Below are 14831 nucleotides of genomic sequence, written 5' to 3' on the forward strand. Positions count from 1 at the left end.
GCTGCCACAGGGATCGGGTGGTCACGACCCGCCGGCGTCACGCCCCGAGGCACCTGCTCGATCCCCACCACGACGCGATCCGCTCCCGATCGCGGGCGGCGTCGCCGGACCCTGGCGGCCGGGACGTGCTGGTGGCACGGGCGCTGGGCTCGCGTCCCACGGCTGTCGTCGGTCTCCTGACCGGCGAGTCGGCCATCAGCGCCGCACCCCCGGCCGAGCTGCACCCCGACGTCCTCGTCACCACCGACAGCGCGACCGGCGCTGAGCGACTGCGCCGCCTGCCCGTCCTGCACAGAGGCTTCGACGCACTGCCTCCCGATGAAGCCGTTGCCGCCGGTTACGGGCGACCGGCGGCCGCGGTCGTCGCCGCAGGCCGACAGCCGCGCGCCGGCGCTGCGGACCTGGGAGCGGAAGAACTCGCCGAAGTCGTCACCCTGTGATCGTGCGGGCGCCGACCAGCAGACGACTTCGCGCACATGGCCCGGTAGCCGTCGGTGCCGGTGGCGAAGCGCTGGCTCAGCAGGACGTGCTCCGCTTCGTCGACGACCTCGATCGTGGCCGAACGCTTGTGCGGATCCATCCCGATGACCACCGCCGAGACCACTGCCCGAGGTGCTGTTGATCTCCGTGTCCTCATCGCTGCCCCCGCCTCGTCCTGGCCTCTGATGGGGTGGGGTGGGCAGCACTACTTCGGGGTGACCGAGCAGACCTCTCTTGAGCCACTCCCCGCCAGCGGTGCCCGACGCGGCGCAGACCATGTGAGAACCACACCGGTGGAGCTGGTGGGCAGTCGATAAGGGAACGACACGTCGGGCACCTCGACACAGCCTGGCCGGGCTGTTGCCGTAGAAGAAGTGAACAAGTAGTCGATGAGCAAGCGAGCTTCCGGTCTCTGCTCGATTCCTCAAGCAATCACCCACCGCTACCCTTGATGACGAACAGCACGGACCCTTGGGATCACGTCGATCGAGCACGCGACGGGGTCGTGCCCCGGCGCTGAGCGGTGGCAGCGGGAGGGAGCAGCGGACGTGGTCGTCTTCACCGAGCGGTTGCGCTTTCCCGCCTGGTTGCGCGCCGCGCTCATCGCTCTGGGCGTGCTCGTGGCCGCGCCCATCGCCCTCTCGCTGCTGGGTCAGGACGCGGACCGCGACGACCGCATCGCCGGTGGCATCGCGATGATCAGCGTGCCGGTGCTGTGCACCGCGACCGCCTTCCTGCACAGCACCGTTCAGGTCACTCGCCCGGACGCAGCACCCGTCGACAGCGCCGAGCACGCCGTCAGCGGCCAGGGCGGGGCCGTGCTGCGCATCTCGCTCAGCGGCCTGTGGCGCACCAGCGTCCCGATCAGCCAGATCAGCACCGCCACGCGCGCCTCGCTCAGCGCAGTGCGTGCCGGCGGAGTGGGCATCCGCTTCCTCGGAGGCGGGCACTGGGCCCTATTAATGGGACACGGCGACGTCGTGGAGATCCACGTTCCCGATCGGCACCGGACCTACTCGATCAACACCCACCGCGCTGAAGAGCTCCTCCACGCGCTGCGCGATGCGGGCGTGCCGCAACGCTGAACCTTGCCTCTGCCCACCGAGGCACCTGGTCACCACCTCGACGGACGACCATCCGGTCATCCCGCGTTGTGGGCGTCGATCACGCAGGCTGGCAGCCCTCCCCGCTCTCCAACGCCGCGACATCAGGACACCGGTCATGGCTCCACTCCCCAGAGCCGAAGGAGTCCGCGGTGGCGTCGGTGAAGACCTCCACCCCGCCACCGGGCAGCACCCGGTAGTACGTCCTGATCGGATCCCCTTCCGTGGTCAGGGACGTCACCTGGACCTCCACCCCCTCGTGCTGCGCGCCCGCACCGAGTAGGCAATCCTGCAGAGCCGCCGGGACAGGCCGGCCCTGGGGGACGGTGATCGGCGCGCACTGCGGCAAGGCGGGACGCTCCCGGAACGCCGCCGGGGCTCGCCCGTCGGCGGTGAGCTGCCACACCACCCACGCGCCCGTCCCGACGGCGAAGAGCAGCAGGGCCACGCCCAGCACCGCGACGAGGGAGACGGGTCGTCTCGGCGGGGCATCAGCGACTCTGCTGTCCATCTCCGCATGATGCTCGCGCGCTGGCAGGTGGGGGGGATGGTTGGTCACCCCCGACTTCACGGTCATCCCGCTGTTCCGCGCGGTCAACGACCCAGCGATCATGTCGAAAAGCAAGCGATCGCTGAGCGCGGCGATCACCTGCATCACCCGATGCGAGGCGGGCGGGCATGCCACAGTGCAGATGTGGATCAAGCTCACCTCACCGACTCACACAACGTCGTCGTGGCCATGGACTACGGCCAGTTCGACCTGTGGACCGACTACTGGAGCGACGACCTCGACACCGAGGCTCTGCTGCAGCGAGCCCTCAAGGGCGACCACATCGCTCAGGAGCGCCATTGCCTGGTCATCACCTGCCCGCACCAGAACAACTTCGAGATGCCCTTGACGCTGGAGCGCTGGAGCGCGCCGGCTGAGGATGACCTGCAGGACTGGCAAGAAGCCTACGAAGCACACCTCAGCGTCAGCGAGTACGGCCTCTACTACCAGTCCCCGACCCTGGAAGGCACCCAGCTGCCCGTGCCCAGCGGGGAGTACCACGCGCTCATCACCGGTCGGCGCTTCATCACCCGCGGCTGGCCAGGCTCCACCACGCCCGGAGACGAATGGCGCATCCGCCTGTGGCCCTCCATCGGTCCCGCTTCAGCGCGCCGGCTGCTCGCCTGGACCAGCTGAGAACCCGACCGCACATCCGGTCATCCCGCCGTCCGGGCGGGCGACCGCGCGGTGCAGGCCTGCTCTTCACGGTCAGACGGTGATGCATCGGCTGCACGGACACCCGGTGGCCGGGTCCGCCGACGCCCAACGAATCCGGAAGGAGCCGGAGCAGGAGATGACAAGGCCCCGGGGGGTTTCCCTAGCCGAAGCTGGTACGCCGTGAATCCCGGGGCTCTCGTGCCTTCCAGTCTAGGATCGGCAACCGGCGGAGGCAAGCGACGGGCTGCCCGCAGGTGAGGAGCAGGGCAGCGTGGACTGGCGCGGAGTGACACCCGAAGTGATCACCGACGTGCAGGAGCTGCTGTCTGCTCCCCGCCTGACCCCCTACCGCCAGGCCACCGGTGGCGACCTGGCTGATGCGCTCACCCTCTACACGCTCAACGTGCAGCTCAGCGCCGCCTTCTACGAGTCCCTGCACTACTTCGAGGTCGGCCTGCGCAACCGCCTGGACCAGCAGCTGACCGCCTGGGCCGCCACCCTGGACCTCGCCCCATCCGCATCAGCCGGCTCCCACGACAGTGCCCAGGCACCCGGTGGCCGACGGGACGTCGCCCTCGGTCCCACCCCGACCGGGGAGCTGCCCTGGTACCGCCACCCGCAGGTGCCACTCTCCCTCAACGCCCGCCGCAAAGTCATGACCGCCATCAGGGCCGCCACCCGCGACGGACGCGAGGAGCTGCCGGGCCGGGTGGTCGCCGAGCTCACCTTCGGCTTCTGGTGGTCTCTGCTGGCCGAGGAGTACAACCGCAGCCTGTGGCAGCCCTGCCTGCGAGAAGCGTTCGCCCAGGTCCGCCGCCAGCGCCTGCACTCCGCCGTCGACGACCTGCGTCAGCTGCGCAACCGCATCGCCCACCACGAACCCATCCACGGCCGTGACCTGCACCGTGACTACACCCAGCTGCTGGACACTGCCGGCCGCATCACCCCACGCCTGCACTGGCTGATCGACACGACCAGCCGGGTACCGGCCCTCCTACCGGCACGCTGACCACGCTGGCCCACCGGCACCGGCACCGGCACCGGCACCGGCGATAGCAGCTGGATGTGGCCTGAGGGCACGCTCGAGCATGACCTCACCCTCAGCAAACCCTGACCACCTCCCCATCGCCCTGGGCGACGGGACCTGGCGCACCGACCCCCTACGCCTCGCCGTCGCCGCCTACCTCGCCCGCTACCGCGGCGAGACCCGCCGCCACGCCGACTCCGACCTGCGCGCCTACTTCACCTGGTGCCGACTCCGGCAGCTCAGCCCCCTCCAAGCCCGCCGACCCCACATCGAGCTCTACGTCCGCTGGATGCAGGAGACCCAGCACTTCGCCGCCTCCACGGTGTCGCGGCGGACGTCGGTGGTAGCCAGCTTCTACCGGACCTGCGTCATCGACGAGCTGCTGGAGCACTCACCGGCCGACTACGTCCGCCGCCCCAACGTCCCCCCGGAGTCACCCACCCTGGGTCTGTCCCACCTGCAACTGGAGGCGCTGCTCGCCACGTCGCGGGACTCGGCCAACCCGTGCGACTTCGCGATGGTCTGCCTGCTCGGACTGCTGGGCCTGCGGATCTTCGAGGCCTGCGGACTCGACATCGCCGACCTCGGTGAGGAGCACGGCCACCGGGTCCTGCGAGTGGTGGGCAAGGGCCACAAGGTCGTCCTCGTCCCTCTCGCTCCAGCGGTGGGACGGGCGGTGGACCGAGCCATCGGCGACCGCGGCAGCGGAGCGCTGATGTTGAACACCCGCGGCGGGCGGCTGGACCGTCACTCCGCGACCCGCCGCCTCAAGCACCTCGCCGCCGACGCGCGGATCCGGTTGCCGCGGATGCATCCGCACATGCTGCGCCACACCTACGTCACCACCATGCTCGACGCCGGTGTCGATCTGCGGGATGTGCAGATCGCCGCCCGCCACGCCGATCCGAGGACGACGATGCGTTACGACCGGGCGAGGACCACCCTGGACCGCCATCCCAACTACATCCTCGCCGCGTACATGGCCTCCGGCACCTGACCAACCGCACCCTTCTGTCGATCTCCGGATGGTTGCCGACCATGTCCAGGCCAGTAGCGAAGGCACCACCGTCTGCAAAGTCAGGCCTCGGGAGGTGTCGTCTTCCCGTAGACGCACACATCGTGACGACCCTGCAGCGCCGGCTGAGCCGCGCGCAGGACCCCCTCCAACTCGAAGCCCAACCGCTCCGCCACCGCACGGCTGCGCTGGTTACCCACCGCGGTCTGGATCTCCACCCGCGCTACACCCCGCTCCTCGAAGAGGTGCTGCACGAACGCGCCCACCGCCCGGGTCACCAGCCCCCGCCCCTGATGGCCCGCGTCGATCCAGTAGCCGATCTCTGCGGTGCCGAAGTAGGCGTTCAGCTGGGCTCCGACCCCACCGACCAGGCGTCCGCGGAAGCGCAGGGCGGTCGGCAGGCTGCGCCCTTCGACCCATTCACCCAGCGCGTGACGGGTGAAGGCGCTCAAGTCCGCCTCGGTCTGCTCGCCGCGAGCCCACGGCTCCCAGGGCCGCAGGTGCTGCAGGTTGGACATGATCAGCTCGTGCAAGGGAGCCACAGTCCACGCCTCGCGCAGCACCAGCTCCAGCTCGTCATCAACGCGCAGCGCGAACCCGGTCACCGCTGCGCCTCCTGCGCCCACCCGTCGGCCTGCTCGCCCACCACGATGATCACGACGGGAGGCTACGACAGGCACTATCGACGCTCCACCACCGCGCGGTCATCCCGCGACCAGGACGTCGAAGACGTCCAGCGCTACATCCGCGCCTTGAGCACATCGACCTCGCAGCCCGGCGCGAACGGGTCGAACCCGTGCTCGAGCAGCCACCGGATGGCCGACAGGCTGCGCACCGCCCACCAGCCGCGGATCACGTCCAGGTGCACGGGCAACCCGTAGCCGGCGACGACGTCGTGGAGGTGCTCCTCGTGCCCGAGGGTGAGGGTAGCCAGGTCGAACAGCGCATCCCCGGGCGCCGCCTCGGACCAGTCGATCACACCGGTGACGGTGTCCCCCTGAACGAAGACGTGAGTGACCTGCAGGTCCCCGTGGGTGAAGACCGGGACCCACTCCCGCAGAGCGGCCTCGGCGACCTGCCGGTTGCGGGTGACCAGATCGGTGGGCAGCACGTCGTCGGCGATGAGCCACCGGCACTGCTCGTCGAGGTTCGACGCGATGCCCTCCAGGCCGGGGCCGGGCCACGGCGGGAGCGGCGCGTCGTGCAGCCGCCGGATGACGGCGCCCGCCGCAGCCCAGGCGCCGGGCGGTGCGGTCGAGGGGCGCCCCAGGCACCCCAGCGCTGCTCCGGGCAGAGCGGCCAGCGCGAGCACGGGTGGATTGCGCCAGAGGACCCGTGGTGTCGGAATGGGCGCCAAGGCCATCGCGGCCACCTCGACGTCGGTGCCTGCCCGGTCTGCGTCGATCTTGAGGAAGACGTCACCGACGCGCAGGGTCGCACGCTCTCGATGGGCGACGACGACCTCGACCTCTTCCACGTCCGTCATCGTGGCGGACGCTGTCACCTGCCGGCGACGGCTTTGCGTCGGCGACGGCGCCGCCCGCTGACCAGCCGACTTCGCGGTCATCCCGCCTTGGCCAGGACGTCCGCATCTGCCGATCTGCGGACGTTCCCCTGTCTGTCAGGGTGAGTTGAGGCCAGCCGAGGCTCCCTCGCCACAGGCTCGAAGGGGCGGCGCACTCGCTACGAACGAGCCGCCTGGTGCCACTCGGAGTGGGAGCGCTGAGCTTCGTAGGCCACCAGCGCACCACAGCGTCGGCACACCGGAAGCCTGACCCCGCGCGAGCTCTTGGTGAAGCCTTCCAGCACAGGCACCGGATCCACCCCGAAGTACTTCCGGATTCCTCGCAGCACTCCCATGACCACCACCCTGCCAGCAGCCCAACCACGAGGTCCGCCTCGACCCGCAAGGCCCCGCCGATCGGCCTGAGACGTTCGACCCCTCCTTCTCAACACGCGCGGTCATCCCGCCTTCCGGGCGCGATCATGGCCGGCCGACTTCACGCTTCTGTCGATCTGCGAGCGGTCGCCCACCCGTCCACGAGCGAAGACGTTGCCGTCCGCGTGGCCATCGCCGACCGAGCCGCCGATGTCGCAGATCGGTCAGTGGGTGGTGCGCAGTGCCGCCAGCAGCACCTGCAGCGCCTCCCACGCCTGGTCCACGGCCGCAGCCGGGTCGGGGCAGCTCGCGGCCCAGGAAGCCGCTTCGTCCATGGCGCCGGACAGCACCGCGGTCACCGCCCCCGCCTGGGCGTCGTGCAACCGCCCGGCACGCTGCAGCTCCTGCACCCCCTCGTGCAGCAGGCGCCGGGAATGGCGAGCATCCAGCTCGCGCCACCGGGCCCAGCCCAGCACCGCCGGCGCCTCCACCAGCAGAACCCGGCGCACCTCCTGCGCCGTGCTGGCGAGCAGGAACGCCCGGCAACCAGCTACCAGCTGCTCCCAGGCATCCTCAGCGGCCTGCGCCGCCTCCTGCACCCGCTCGGCGACCCGCTGCTGCACCCGCTCCAGCACCGCGACGAACAACCCCTCACGGCTGCCGAAGTGGTGGTAGAGCGCGCCGCGGCTGACCCCGACGGTGCGGGCGATCTCCTCCAGGGCGACGTCGGCGTAGCCGCGTTCGCCGTACAAGCGTTGCGCAGCGTCCAGCACCGCAGCAGCCGTGGCCTCGCTCTGCGCCTTGGTGGTGCGCACCCCTGCTCCCTCCCGATCTGTCGCGGTGCACGGCCGACGACCATTTACATACAGACTGTCTGTATGTAAGCGTAACAGCGCCACCCCACTCCCCGATCGCCCCAGGAGCACACCGTGCAGATCGCCAGCGCCTACCCCGTCCTGCTCAGCTCCGACGTCGCCGCCGCCGCCGACTTCTGGCGCGCCCGCTTCGGCTTCGAGACCACTTTCGACGCCGGCTGGTACGTCAGCCTGCGCCGGCAGCAGTGGGAACTGGGCATCGTCGCCGCCGACCACGAGAGCGTCCCGGCCACCCACCGCCGGCCCACCGGTGCCCTGCTGGTCAACCTCGAAGTCGACGACGTCGACGAGCAGTACCGCCGACTCGTCCTGGACGGGCCCTTGACCGCAGTGCTGGATCTGCGCTCCGAGCCGTTCGGGCAGCGGCACTTCATCCTCGCCGCGCCCGACGGCGTCCTGGTGGACGTCATCACCCCCATCGAACCCGACCCGACGTACGCCTCCGCCGTGGTCACCCCCACGTCAGGCAGCAACGCCTGAGCAGTCGAGCTCCAGGTCAGCGAACAGCGCGCCCCCGCAGAGGGCGGGCGACTTCACTCTCATCCCGCGTTGTTCACACTGACCCCCGTGCCGCAAGGCGGGTGTCGCGGCGCCCGGCCGCGCCACCACCCCGCCCACCGCCGGCGATCGGCGTTCAGGCGAAGCCGCGGAAGACCCCGTCAGGATCGGTGGAGCCTGCGAAGTCCTCCCAGTCCATGTTGGCGATCGACAGGTTGTTCTCCACCGACGCCAGGGCCTGCGGTGCCACGCGCAGCTGCTGGACGGCACCACCATGCACCTGCAGCACCAGCAGCGGCATCTCCGGCGAGGACAGCGCCGTCGCATCGGCGAGCACCAGCAGCACGTCCGGTGGGGCAGCCGCCGCCACATCGGCGATGGACGCATCCGCCCACCGCTGGTGCTCGACGGTGCTCAGGAAGGGCACGAACCCCTCCGGGCTCGGCGTCTGCAGAGCGCTGACCAACGCCTCCCACCGCGGCTGGTGGGTGAAGTCGGTGCGGATCAGCAGCGATCCCCGGTCCGCGGGCAGGTCCCCGGACGCCGCCAGCGCCTCGTCCTCAGCAGTCAGCTCGGGGTGCGCAGTTTCGTCCCCGGCCATCACCTGCCGCAGCCGTTCCTCCTCGGCCCGCTGGGCGTCCTGCGGCGAGGAGTCTTGCGCCTCCTGGGTCAGAGCCGCCAGCCGCTCCTGCTCGGCCTGCGGGTCCGGAGTGGTCTGCTCTGCGCACAACCAGGCGCCGCCCTCCACCGCATCTGGCGGCGGTTGGCACCCTGACCCGGGATCGTCGGCCCAGAAGGAGTCCGAGCTCACCGCCGAGCTCTCAAGCTCACCCTGCTCAGCGGGGGAGGTCCTCACCGGGTCGGTCGGGGAAGTGCAGGCGGTGATCGCCACCAGCAGGGAGGTCAGGAGCAGGACGTGACGCACACCTGGAGTCTGCTCGATGACCGGTGACCGAAGACGACGAACCTCCAGGCTCGCCCCGCTCGGAGCAGCGGGCGCCCAACTTCACGGCCACCCCGAGCAGGGCCGTTGACGAGTTCACGCTCATCCCGCGTTGTGTGTGGTCGTCAGCGACCGACGACGACCACACGTGTCGATGTCCGACCGTGCGCTGGTGTCAGCAGCCCGCCGGGTCCAGATGCCCCGCATCGCCCTCGACGCGGGGCACCTGCTGGGTACCGTCGATAGCGTGACCACATCGCGCCGCGTGCTGCTGCCCACCACGCTGTGCGTGCTGATCTTGGCCGGTGTGCTCAGCGGATGCTCTGGACAGGAAGAGCTGCCCGTCGCCGCCGTCAGCGACGCCGAGGCCCGGACCGCCGTCGCCCACGTCGTCGCCCTGGCCACGCAGCGCACTGAGGAGGCGATGCAGCGGTTGTGCGCCGAGAACGACGGTTGCCCCGGCATGTCCAGCGCCATCGAGTTCACGCCCTTGGACGCCCCCGGTCCCGATCGAGCGCCGAAGGAGCTGTGCACCGTGGCACTGCCGGCCACGCCGTCACAGGCCGGCTCGCGCATCGTGGTGCTCGAAGGTACCGACGGCAACGGGCGCGCCTACGTCACCCAGGTCCTCGTCGACCGCGCCCGCGAGGCCGAGAGGGACGAGGACGGCTTGCAGGTGCAGGAGCCGGGGTTCTGGCTGGGTATCCGCTACACCGCGCTGCAGCACGGGCGGGCCTGGAGCGCGGCCGTCGACGGGCCCGGGCAGCCGGAAGCCGGCAACGAGCAGGCGCGACGGGCGTGCACGGACACCGATGCCTGGCTGGCCCAGGTCGCCACCCGCTCCCCTGACGACGGCACCTCGACCCAGTCGACCGCGAAGGGCACCTGACCGCGCACCTCGCGGTCATCCCGCCGTCCGCGTGGCCAGCGACTTCACGGTCATCCCGCTGACCAGGACGTCCGCATCTGTCGAGAAGTGGGTGACGCGCTCTTCGACCACCAGCACAATGCCGAAGGCCCGGAGCAGCCACCGGGTCGTCAACGAGAGGAGCGCTCGTCGTGGCCCACAACACGCAGGTGGCGGACCGCGTCCGGACCGCGCTGACCGATCGCGAGGTCCGCGAGGTCAAGATGTTCGGCGGACTGGCCTTCATGGTGGATGAGCGGATGCTCGTCTGCGTCTCCGCCGGCGGGTCCGGCCTGCTCGTCCGGGTCGCACCCGACAGTGACGCCCAGCACCTGCACAAGCCCGGGGCCCGGCGAGCCGAGATGGGCGAGGGACGATCGATGGGCCCCGGGTGGATCACGGTCGACGCGGAAGCCCTCGCCACGCAGGAGGAGTTCGCGTACTGGATGCAGGCGGCCTTGGCCTTCCACGCGCGAGGCTCGGGCACGAAGCAGCGACCGAAGGCCACGACGACCTCGATCCCGTGACCCGCGACCCGCTCGTCGAGACCGTGCGGGCCGCCTGGCAGCACCTCGCCGGCTCACCGGCGCGGTTCGCCCCCACCCCGACCGTCCGCGCAGTCGTGACACCCACCTCGAAGCTGTGCCCGCCGGGGTGGTGGCGTGGAGGTCAAGACCGTCCACAGCGGTGGGGTCGTGCAGCGCGCCGGCCGCTGAGGCGGCGGGCGGCGATCCGCGACGACCGGAGCGCCACCGGCGGCCGGGTCCGCTCACGACCGCGCGCCTACCGCAGCAGCACCTCGTCCACGGCGACCTCCACGTCCCACCCGGGCGGGGTCCCGCGGTCGGTGATCTCCGCGGTCTGCCGGAAGGTGCTCGCGGTCAGCTCGTAGGTCCACAGCGTGCGCTCGTACTGCCCGAGGATCCAGTAGTGCGGCAGCCCGTGCAGGGCGTACTGGTGCATCTTGCGGATCGTGTCGTCGGTGGCGTTGGACGACAGCACTTCCACGATCAACCGGGGTCGCCCGGTGTACCGGTTCGCACTGACGTCGACGTCCTCGCCGACGACCATCACGTCGGGGTGCCACTCGTGCGCACCGGGCTTCCACGCCCAGTCGGCGACCGCGAGGTGCCCGGCACCGGCGAGGAGGCCGGTGAGCCGCGTGCACGCGACCTGGTGCCGGAAGGTGGGCCGAGGGGGCACGTGCAGCTTCCCGTCGACGTACTCGCCGCGGACGCCCTCGCCGAGCGCGACGTACTCGTCCCAGGACATGGGGACGTCCCGGGCGCCCGCGTGCGTCTCCGCGCTCACCTCCCCGACGCCAGCCGACGGCTCCGCGGCCCGGTACCGCTGCACGGACACGGGTGCGGCAGGGTGGTCGCGTGAACGACGCACCGCGACGCTTCGGGGTCCTCGGCACCGGCCACTGGGCGCGGACCTGCCACGGGGCGGCGCTGGCCGCCCACCCTGACGTGGAACTGGTGGGCTTCGCCGGCCGCGACCCGGCCAGGGCGGCCGCGGTGGCCGAGCAGGTCGGTGGGCGCGCCTTCGCCTCCCCGGAGGAGCTGATCGAGCAGGTGGACGCGGTGACGATCGCACTGCCCCCGCACGTGCAGGCGCCGCTGGCGGCACGCGCCGCCCGGGCCGGCCGGCACGTGCTGGTGGAGAAGCCCCTGGCGCTGGACGTGGCGGCCGCCGACGACGTGGTGGCGGCGGTGCGCGAGGGCGGTGTCGCCTCGGTGACGTACACGACCTACCTGTTCCAGCCGGACGTCACGCGCTGGCTGGAGCGGATGCGCGCCCTGGCCGCCGAGCACGGCCCGTGGGAGGGGGCGATCGCCCGCTGGGCCGGCACCGTCGACGTCCCCGGCAACCCGTACGGCGCCTCGGCGTGGCGCCGCGAGCGCGGCGGGCTGTGGGACACCGGCCCGCACGCGCTGTCGATCCTGCGGGAGCTGCTGCCGCCGGTGGAGCGGGTCAGCGCCGGGCGCGGCGTGCGGGACGCGGTGAACGTGGCGCTGGAGCACGCCGGCGGGGCCGGCAGCGCGCTGTCGCTGACGCTGACCGCGCCGGCCGGGGCGGGTGGGTCGTTCGCGACGGTGTGGGGGCCGGGCGGGCGGCACGACCTGCCGCGCTTCCACGGCACCCCGCAGGAGGGGTTCGCCCGCGCGGTGGACCAGTTGCGCGAGTGCGCCGCCACCGGGCGCGAGCACCCGCAGGGCGTGGGGCGCGCGCGCGAGGCGGTCGCGGTGCTGGCCGCCGTGGAGGAGCACCTGGCCCGCCCGGCCGGCGAGCGCACCACGCCGGTGCCGCGGCGCTGAGGCTCAGCCCTCCCGGCGTCCGTCCGGCTGCCCGGCGTCGCCGCTGGTCCGTGCCGCGGCGGCTTCGGCGCGCTCCTCGGCGTCCAGGCGGGCGCGCTGGTTCACCCGCTGCACCCGGCGGGCCATGCCGCGCCCGAGGAAGTACAGCGCCATGGCCAGGGCGAAGAGGGTCAAGAACCCCCCCAGGCCCGGGGTGACGAGGTCCGGGTCGATCGACACCTCCTGGGTGGACGTCGCCGTGGCCGTCGAGGTGGGCACCGGGGTCCCGGCGAGCACCGGCGCCCCGCCGCTCAGCGCGCTCACGCCGGCACCCGGGCGCGCAGCCCGGCGAACAGGTCGTCCTCGGGCAGCTCGGTGGGCACGTGCGAGACCGCGAGGTGGTAGTCCTCGGTGGGCCACAGCTCGCGCTGCAGCTCGTTCGGCACGCCGAAGAAGAACCCGTCGGGGTCGATCTGGGTGGCGTGGGCGAGCAGGGCGCGGTCGCGGGTCTCGAAGAAGTCGGCGCACTCCACGCGGGTGGTGACCTCCAGCTCCACGCGCTTCGGCGCCGCGGGGTCCTCCTGCGCCTTCCGGATGCGCTCCATCCACTCCCCGTAGGGCGACTCCATCCCGCGGGCGAGCAGCGCCTCGTGGAAGGTCGTCATCCGCTCGAGGGAGAAGTTCGCGTGGTAGTAGAGCTTCGAGGTGCGCCACGCCGGCCCGGCCAGCGGGAAGCGGTCCGGGTCGGCGGCGGCGTCGAACGCCGCGCGCGAGACCCGGTGGCACATGATGTGGTCCGGGTGCGGGTAGCCGCCGGACTCGTCGTACGTGGTCATGACGTGGGGCCGGAACTCCCGCACCACGTGCACGAGGGCGTTGACGGTGAACTCCTCCGGCTCCAGCGCGAAGCAGCCCGCCGGCAGCGGGGGCAGCGGGTCGCCCTCGGGCAGGCCGGAGTCCACGTAGCCGAGCCAGCGGTGCTGCACGCCCAGGACGCGCGCGGCCTCGGCCATCTCCCGGCGCCGGTACTCGGCCATGTCGCGCAGCATCCGCGCGTCGCCCTGCAGCCGCGGGTTGAGCACGTCGCCGCGCTCGCCGCCGGTGCAGGACACGACCAGGACCTCCACGCCCTCGGCCGCGTAGCGCGCCATCGACGCGGCGCCCTTGCTCGACTCGTCGTCCGGGTGCGCGTGCACGGCCATCAGCCGCAGCGTCTCCGCCACTGGGCTCCTCCTCCACTCCCCCGCCGTCGCCACCCCGCCCGCGGCGGGTGCGACCATCGGGACACATCCTCGCCCACCGCGCCGGGCGGCGGCACACCCCCCTCCGGCGCCCGCCCGCACCCCCGGGGAGCACCGCGTGCCCAGCGACACCACCGACGACCTGCTCGCGACCCGCTACGGGCGCCGGCCGCGCCCGGACCGGCCCTGGTACCGGCGGCCGCTGCCGGTGGCCGCGGCGGTCCTGGGGGCGGTGCTGGTCCTGGCGTACGGGGTGTGGGTCGCGGTGTGGCAGACGCAGGGCCCGGCCTACACGGTGATCTCCCACAGCGTGCTGGACGACGGCACGGCGCAGCTGCGCTTCGCGGTGGCGCGCGAGCCGGGCACCGCGGTGCAGTGCACCGTGCACGCCCTGGACTCCTCCTCCGCGGAGGTGGGGCTGCTGCGGGTGGACGTGCCCGCCGGCCCGGAGCGGGAGGTGCAGCGGGAGGTGCGGCTGCGCACCACGTCCCGGGCGGTCACCGTGCAGGTGGAGTCGTGCGTGGCGGTGGATGGCTGAGCCCGGCGGGGCTAACGTTGTCCCTTCGAGTCGCTCGCTCCCGCGGTCGCGGGGCCGGGCGACTCGGTGTTTGGGGCGGGCACCAGGACTCGCCCGAGGACGTGCGACGAGGAGCGAGCAGCGTGAGCGAGACCACCAGCGGCAGCGTCACCTGGCTGACCCAGGACGCCTACGACCGGCTGAAGGCCGAGTACGAGCACCTCTCCGGCCCGGGCCGCACCGAGCTCGCCAAGCGCATCGAGCAGGCCCGCGAGGAGGGCGACCTCAAGGAGAACGCCGGGTACCACGCGGCCAAGGAGGAGCAGGGCAAGCAGGAGCTGCGCATCCGGCAGCTGCGCCACCTGCTGGAGACCGCGAAGGTGGGCGAGGCGGCCGCCTCGGCGTCCGGGGAGGTCACCCTCGGCTCGGTGGTGACGGTGGAGCTGGCCGGCGAGGAGATGCGCTTCCTGCTGGGCAGCCGCGAGGTCGGCGACGCCGGCGGGATGGACGTGTACAGCGAGCGCTCGCCGCTGGGTGCGGCCGTCCTGGGCCGCAAGCCCGGCGACGAGGTGAGCTACACCGCCCCCAGCGGCCGGCAGATCCCGGTGAAGGTGCAGAAGGTGGAGCCGTTCAGCGGCTGAACCCCGCCCCCGGCGGCGCCCCGGCACCACCCGGTGCCGGGGCGCCGCCGCGCGGGGGCCGGGCGCCTAGCTGTACTCGGCCATGAGGTTGGTGACACGCCGGGTGGGTGCTTGATCGAAGAAGGCCCCTTGGTGCTGGGTGGAGGTGTCTGACGCCGTCCGCCCAACGACCGAGAGGCCTTCATGTCCCACGCTAAT

General features: G+C 72.0%; 19 protein-coding genes. 11 read left to right on the forward strand and 8 right to left on the reverse strand.

Translation table 11 applies throughout. From position 1 onward, the window contains the following. Positions 1 to 17 precede the first annotated feature (17 nt). Together ACRYM0_RS05890 and ACRYM0_RS05895 are read left to right on the forward strand one after the other, a co-directional pair. Positions 18 to 440 (forward strand): PIN domain-containing protein, encoded by a 423-nt coding sequence (locus tag ACRYM0_RS05890; RefSeq protein WP_432503020.1) that lies wholly within the window; start codon positions 18 to 20, stop codon positions 438 to 440. A gap of 588 nt (positions 441 to 1028) precedes the next feature. Continuing rightward, on the forward strand, positions 1029 to 1565 hold the full coding sequence (locus ACRYM0_RS05895; protein ID WP_432503022.1) for a hypothetical protein: 537 nt from the start codon (positions 1029 to 1031) through the stop codon (positions 1563 to 1565). 79 nt (positions 1566 to 1644) lie between these two features. Here the strand turns inward: ACRYM0_RS05895 and ACRYM0_RS05900 are convergent, their stop codons facing one another. Next, positions 1645 to 2238 carry a hypothetical protein gene (locus tag ACRYM0_RS05900; protein WP_432503025.1) on the reverse strand — a complete coding sequence of 198 codons (594 nt, stop codon included), beginning with the start codon at positions 2236 to 2238 and terminating at the stop codon, positions 1645 to 1647. A 78-nt stretch (positions 2239 to 2316) separates the two neighbouring features. Here ACRYM0_RS05900 and ACRYM0_RS05905 point away from each other — a divergent pair, with 78 nt between their 5' ends. From ACRYM0_RS05905 to ACRYM0_RS05915, 3 genes are all read left to right on the forward strand, one after another. Then, positions 2317 to 2769 carry a hypothetical protein gene (locus ACRYM0_RS05905; protein WP_432503027.1) on the forward strand — a complete coding sequence of 151 codons (453 nt, stop codon included), beginning with the start codon at positions 2317 to 2319 and terminating at the stop codon, positions 2767 to 2769. A 307-nt stretch (positions 2770 to 3076) separates the two neighbouring features. Beyond that, the gene (locus ACRYM0_RS05910; RefSeq protein WP_432503030.1) at positions 3077 to 3799 is read left to right on the forward strand and encodes an Abi family protein; all 723 of its coding nucleotides are present in this window, start codon (positions 3077 to 3079) and stop codon (positions 3797 to 3799) included. A gap of 79 nt (positions 3800 to 3878) precedes the next feature. After that, positions 3879 to 4814 (forward strand): tyrosine-type recombinase/integrase, encoded by a 936-nt coding sequence (locus ACRYM0_RS05915; protein WP_242125048.1) that lies wholly within the window; start codon positions 3879 to 3881, stop codon positions 4812 to 4814. Between the two features lie 80 nt (positions 4815 to 4894). Here ACRYM0_RS05915 and ACRYM0_RS05920 read toward each other — a convergent pair whose 3' ends face one another. From ACRYM0_RS05920 to ACRYM0_RS05930, 3 genes are all read right to left on the reverse strand, one after another. Then, positions 4895 to 5437, reverse strand: coding sequence for a GNAT family N-acetyltransferase (locus tag ACRYM0_RS05920; RefSeq protein ID WP_242125046.1), 543 nt, complete (start codon positions 5435 to 5437; stop codon positions 4895 to 4897). Between the two features lie 134 nt (positions 5438 to 5571). Then, positions 5572 to 6309, reverse strand: coding sequence for a phosphotransferase family protein (locus ACRYM0_RS05925; RefSeq protein ID WP_374115849.1), 738 nt, complete (start codon positions 6307 to 6309; stop codon positions 5572 to 5574). A 626-nt stretch (positions 6310 to 6935) separates the two neighbouring features. Further along, positions 6936 to 7526 carry a TetR/AcrR family transcriptional regulator gene (locus tag ACRYM0_RS05930; protein WP_432503034.1) on the reverse strand — a complete coding sequence of 197 codons (591 nt, stop codon included), beginning with the start codon at positions 7524 to 7526 and terminating at the stop codon, positions 6936 to 6938. A gap of 114 nt (positions 7527 to 7640) precedes the next feature. On the opposite strand from ACRYM0_RS05930, the gene ACRYM0_RS05935 reads away from it, so the two are divergent. Next, positions 7641 to 8066, forward strand: coding sequence for a VOC family protein (locus tag ACRYM0_RS05935; protein ID WP_432503036.1), 426 nt, complete (start codon positions 7641 to 7643; stop codon positions 8064 to 8066). Between the two features lie 154 nt (positions 8067 to 8220). Here the strand turns inward: ACRYM0_RS05935 and ACRYM0_RS05940 are convergent, their stop codons facing one another. Further along, positions 8221 to 8814: a DUF6924 domain-containing protein gene (locus ACRYM0_RS05940; RefSeq protein ID WP_432503039.1), complete on the reverse strand. Its 594-nt coding sequence runs from the start codon at positions 8812 to 8814 to the stop codon at positions 8221 to 8223. A gap of 460 nt (positions 8815 to 9274) precedes the next feature. Here ACRYM0_RS05940 and ACRYM0_RS05945 point away from each other — a divergent pair, with 460 nt between their 5' ends. Both ACRYM0_RS05945 and ACRYM0_RS05950 read left to right on the forward strand, forming a co-directional pair. Continuing rightward, a complete protein-coding gene (locus ACRYM0_RS05945; protein ID WP_432503041.1) occupies positions 9275 to 9916 on the forward strand; it encodes a hypothetical protein in 642 nt (213 codons plus the stop codon). A 170-nt stretch (positions 9917 to 10086) separates the two neighbouring features. Then, positions 10087 to 10461 carry a TfoX/Sxy family protein gene (locus tag ACRYM0_RS05950; RefSeq protein WP_432503043.1) on the forward strand — a complete coding sequence of 125 codons (375 nt, stop codon included), beginning with the start codon at positions 10087 to 10089 and terminating at the stop codon, positions 10459 to 10461. Between the two features lie 256 nt (positions 10462 to 10717). Here the strand turns inward: ACRYM0_RS05950 and ACRYM0_RS05955 are convergent, their stop codons facing one another. After that, positions 10718 to 11245 carry a Uma2 family endonuclease gene (locus ACRYM0_RS05955; RefSeq protein WP_432503045.1) on the reverse strand — a complete coding sequence of 176 codons (528 nt, stop codon included), beginning with the start codon at positions 11243 to 11245 and terminating at the stop codon, positions 10718 to 10720. Positions 11246 to 11316: 71 nt separating this feature from the next. Between ACRYM0_RS05955 and ACRYM0_RS05960 the strand changes: the two genes are divergently transcribed. Further along, positions 11317 to 12255: a Gfo/Idh/MocA family protein gene (locus ACRYM0_RS05960; protein ID WP_432503047.1), complete on the forward strand. Its 939-nt coding sequence runs from the start codon at positions 11317 to 11319 to the stop codon at positions 12253 to 12255. 3 nt (positions 12256 to 12258) lie between these two features. Here ACRYM0_RS05960 and ACRYM0_RS05965 read toward each other — a convergent pair whose 3' ends face one another. Then, the gene (locus ACRYM0_RS05965) at positions 12259 to 12558 is read right to left on the reverse strand and encodes a hypothetical protein (RefSeq protein ID WP_432503049.1); all 300 of its coding nucleotides are present in this window, start codon (positions 12556 to 12558) and stop codon (positions 12259 to 12261) included. Further along, positions 12555 to 13457, reverse strand: a complete 903-nt coding sequence (gene mca, locus ACRYM0_RS05970; protein ID WP_432503051.1) for a mycothiol conjugate amidase Mca — start codon at positions 13455 to 13457, stop codon at positions 12555 to 12557. Before mca ends, ACRYM0_RS05965 begins: the two co-directional genes overlap by 4 nt. 136 nt (positions 13458 to 13593) lie before the next feature. Here mca and ACRYM0_RS05975 point away from each other — a divergent pair, with 136 nt between their 5' ends. Next, positions 13594 to 14013 (forward strand): DUF4307 domain-containing protein, encoded by a 420-nt coding sequence (locus tag ACRYM0_RS05975; protein WP_432503053.1) that lies wholly within the window; start codon positions 13594 to 13596, stop codon positions 14011 to 14013. 122 nt (positions 14014 to 14135) lie between these two features. Continuing rightward, positions 14136 to 14633: a transcription elongation factor GreA gene (greA, locus tag ACRYM0_RS05980; protein WP_432503055.1), complete on the forward strand. Its 498-nt coding sequence runs from the start codon at positions 14136 to 14138 to the stop codon at positions 14631 to 14633. Positions 14634 to 14831: the final 198 nt, after the last annotated feature.

It is taken from the genome of Kineococcus arenarius subsp. arenarius (assembly GCF_050871845.1).
Taxonomy (GTDB): domain Bacteria; phylum Actinomycetota; class Actinomycetes; order Actinomycetales; family Kineococcaceae; genus Kineococcus.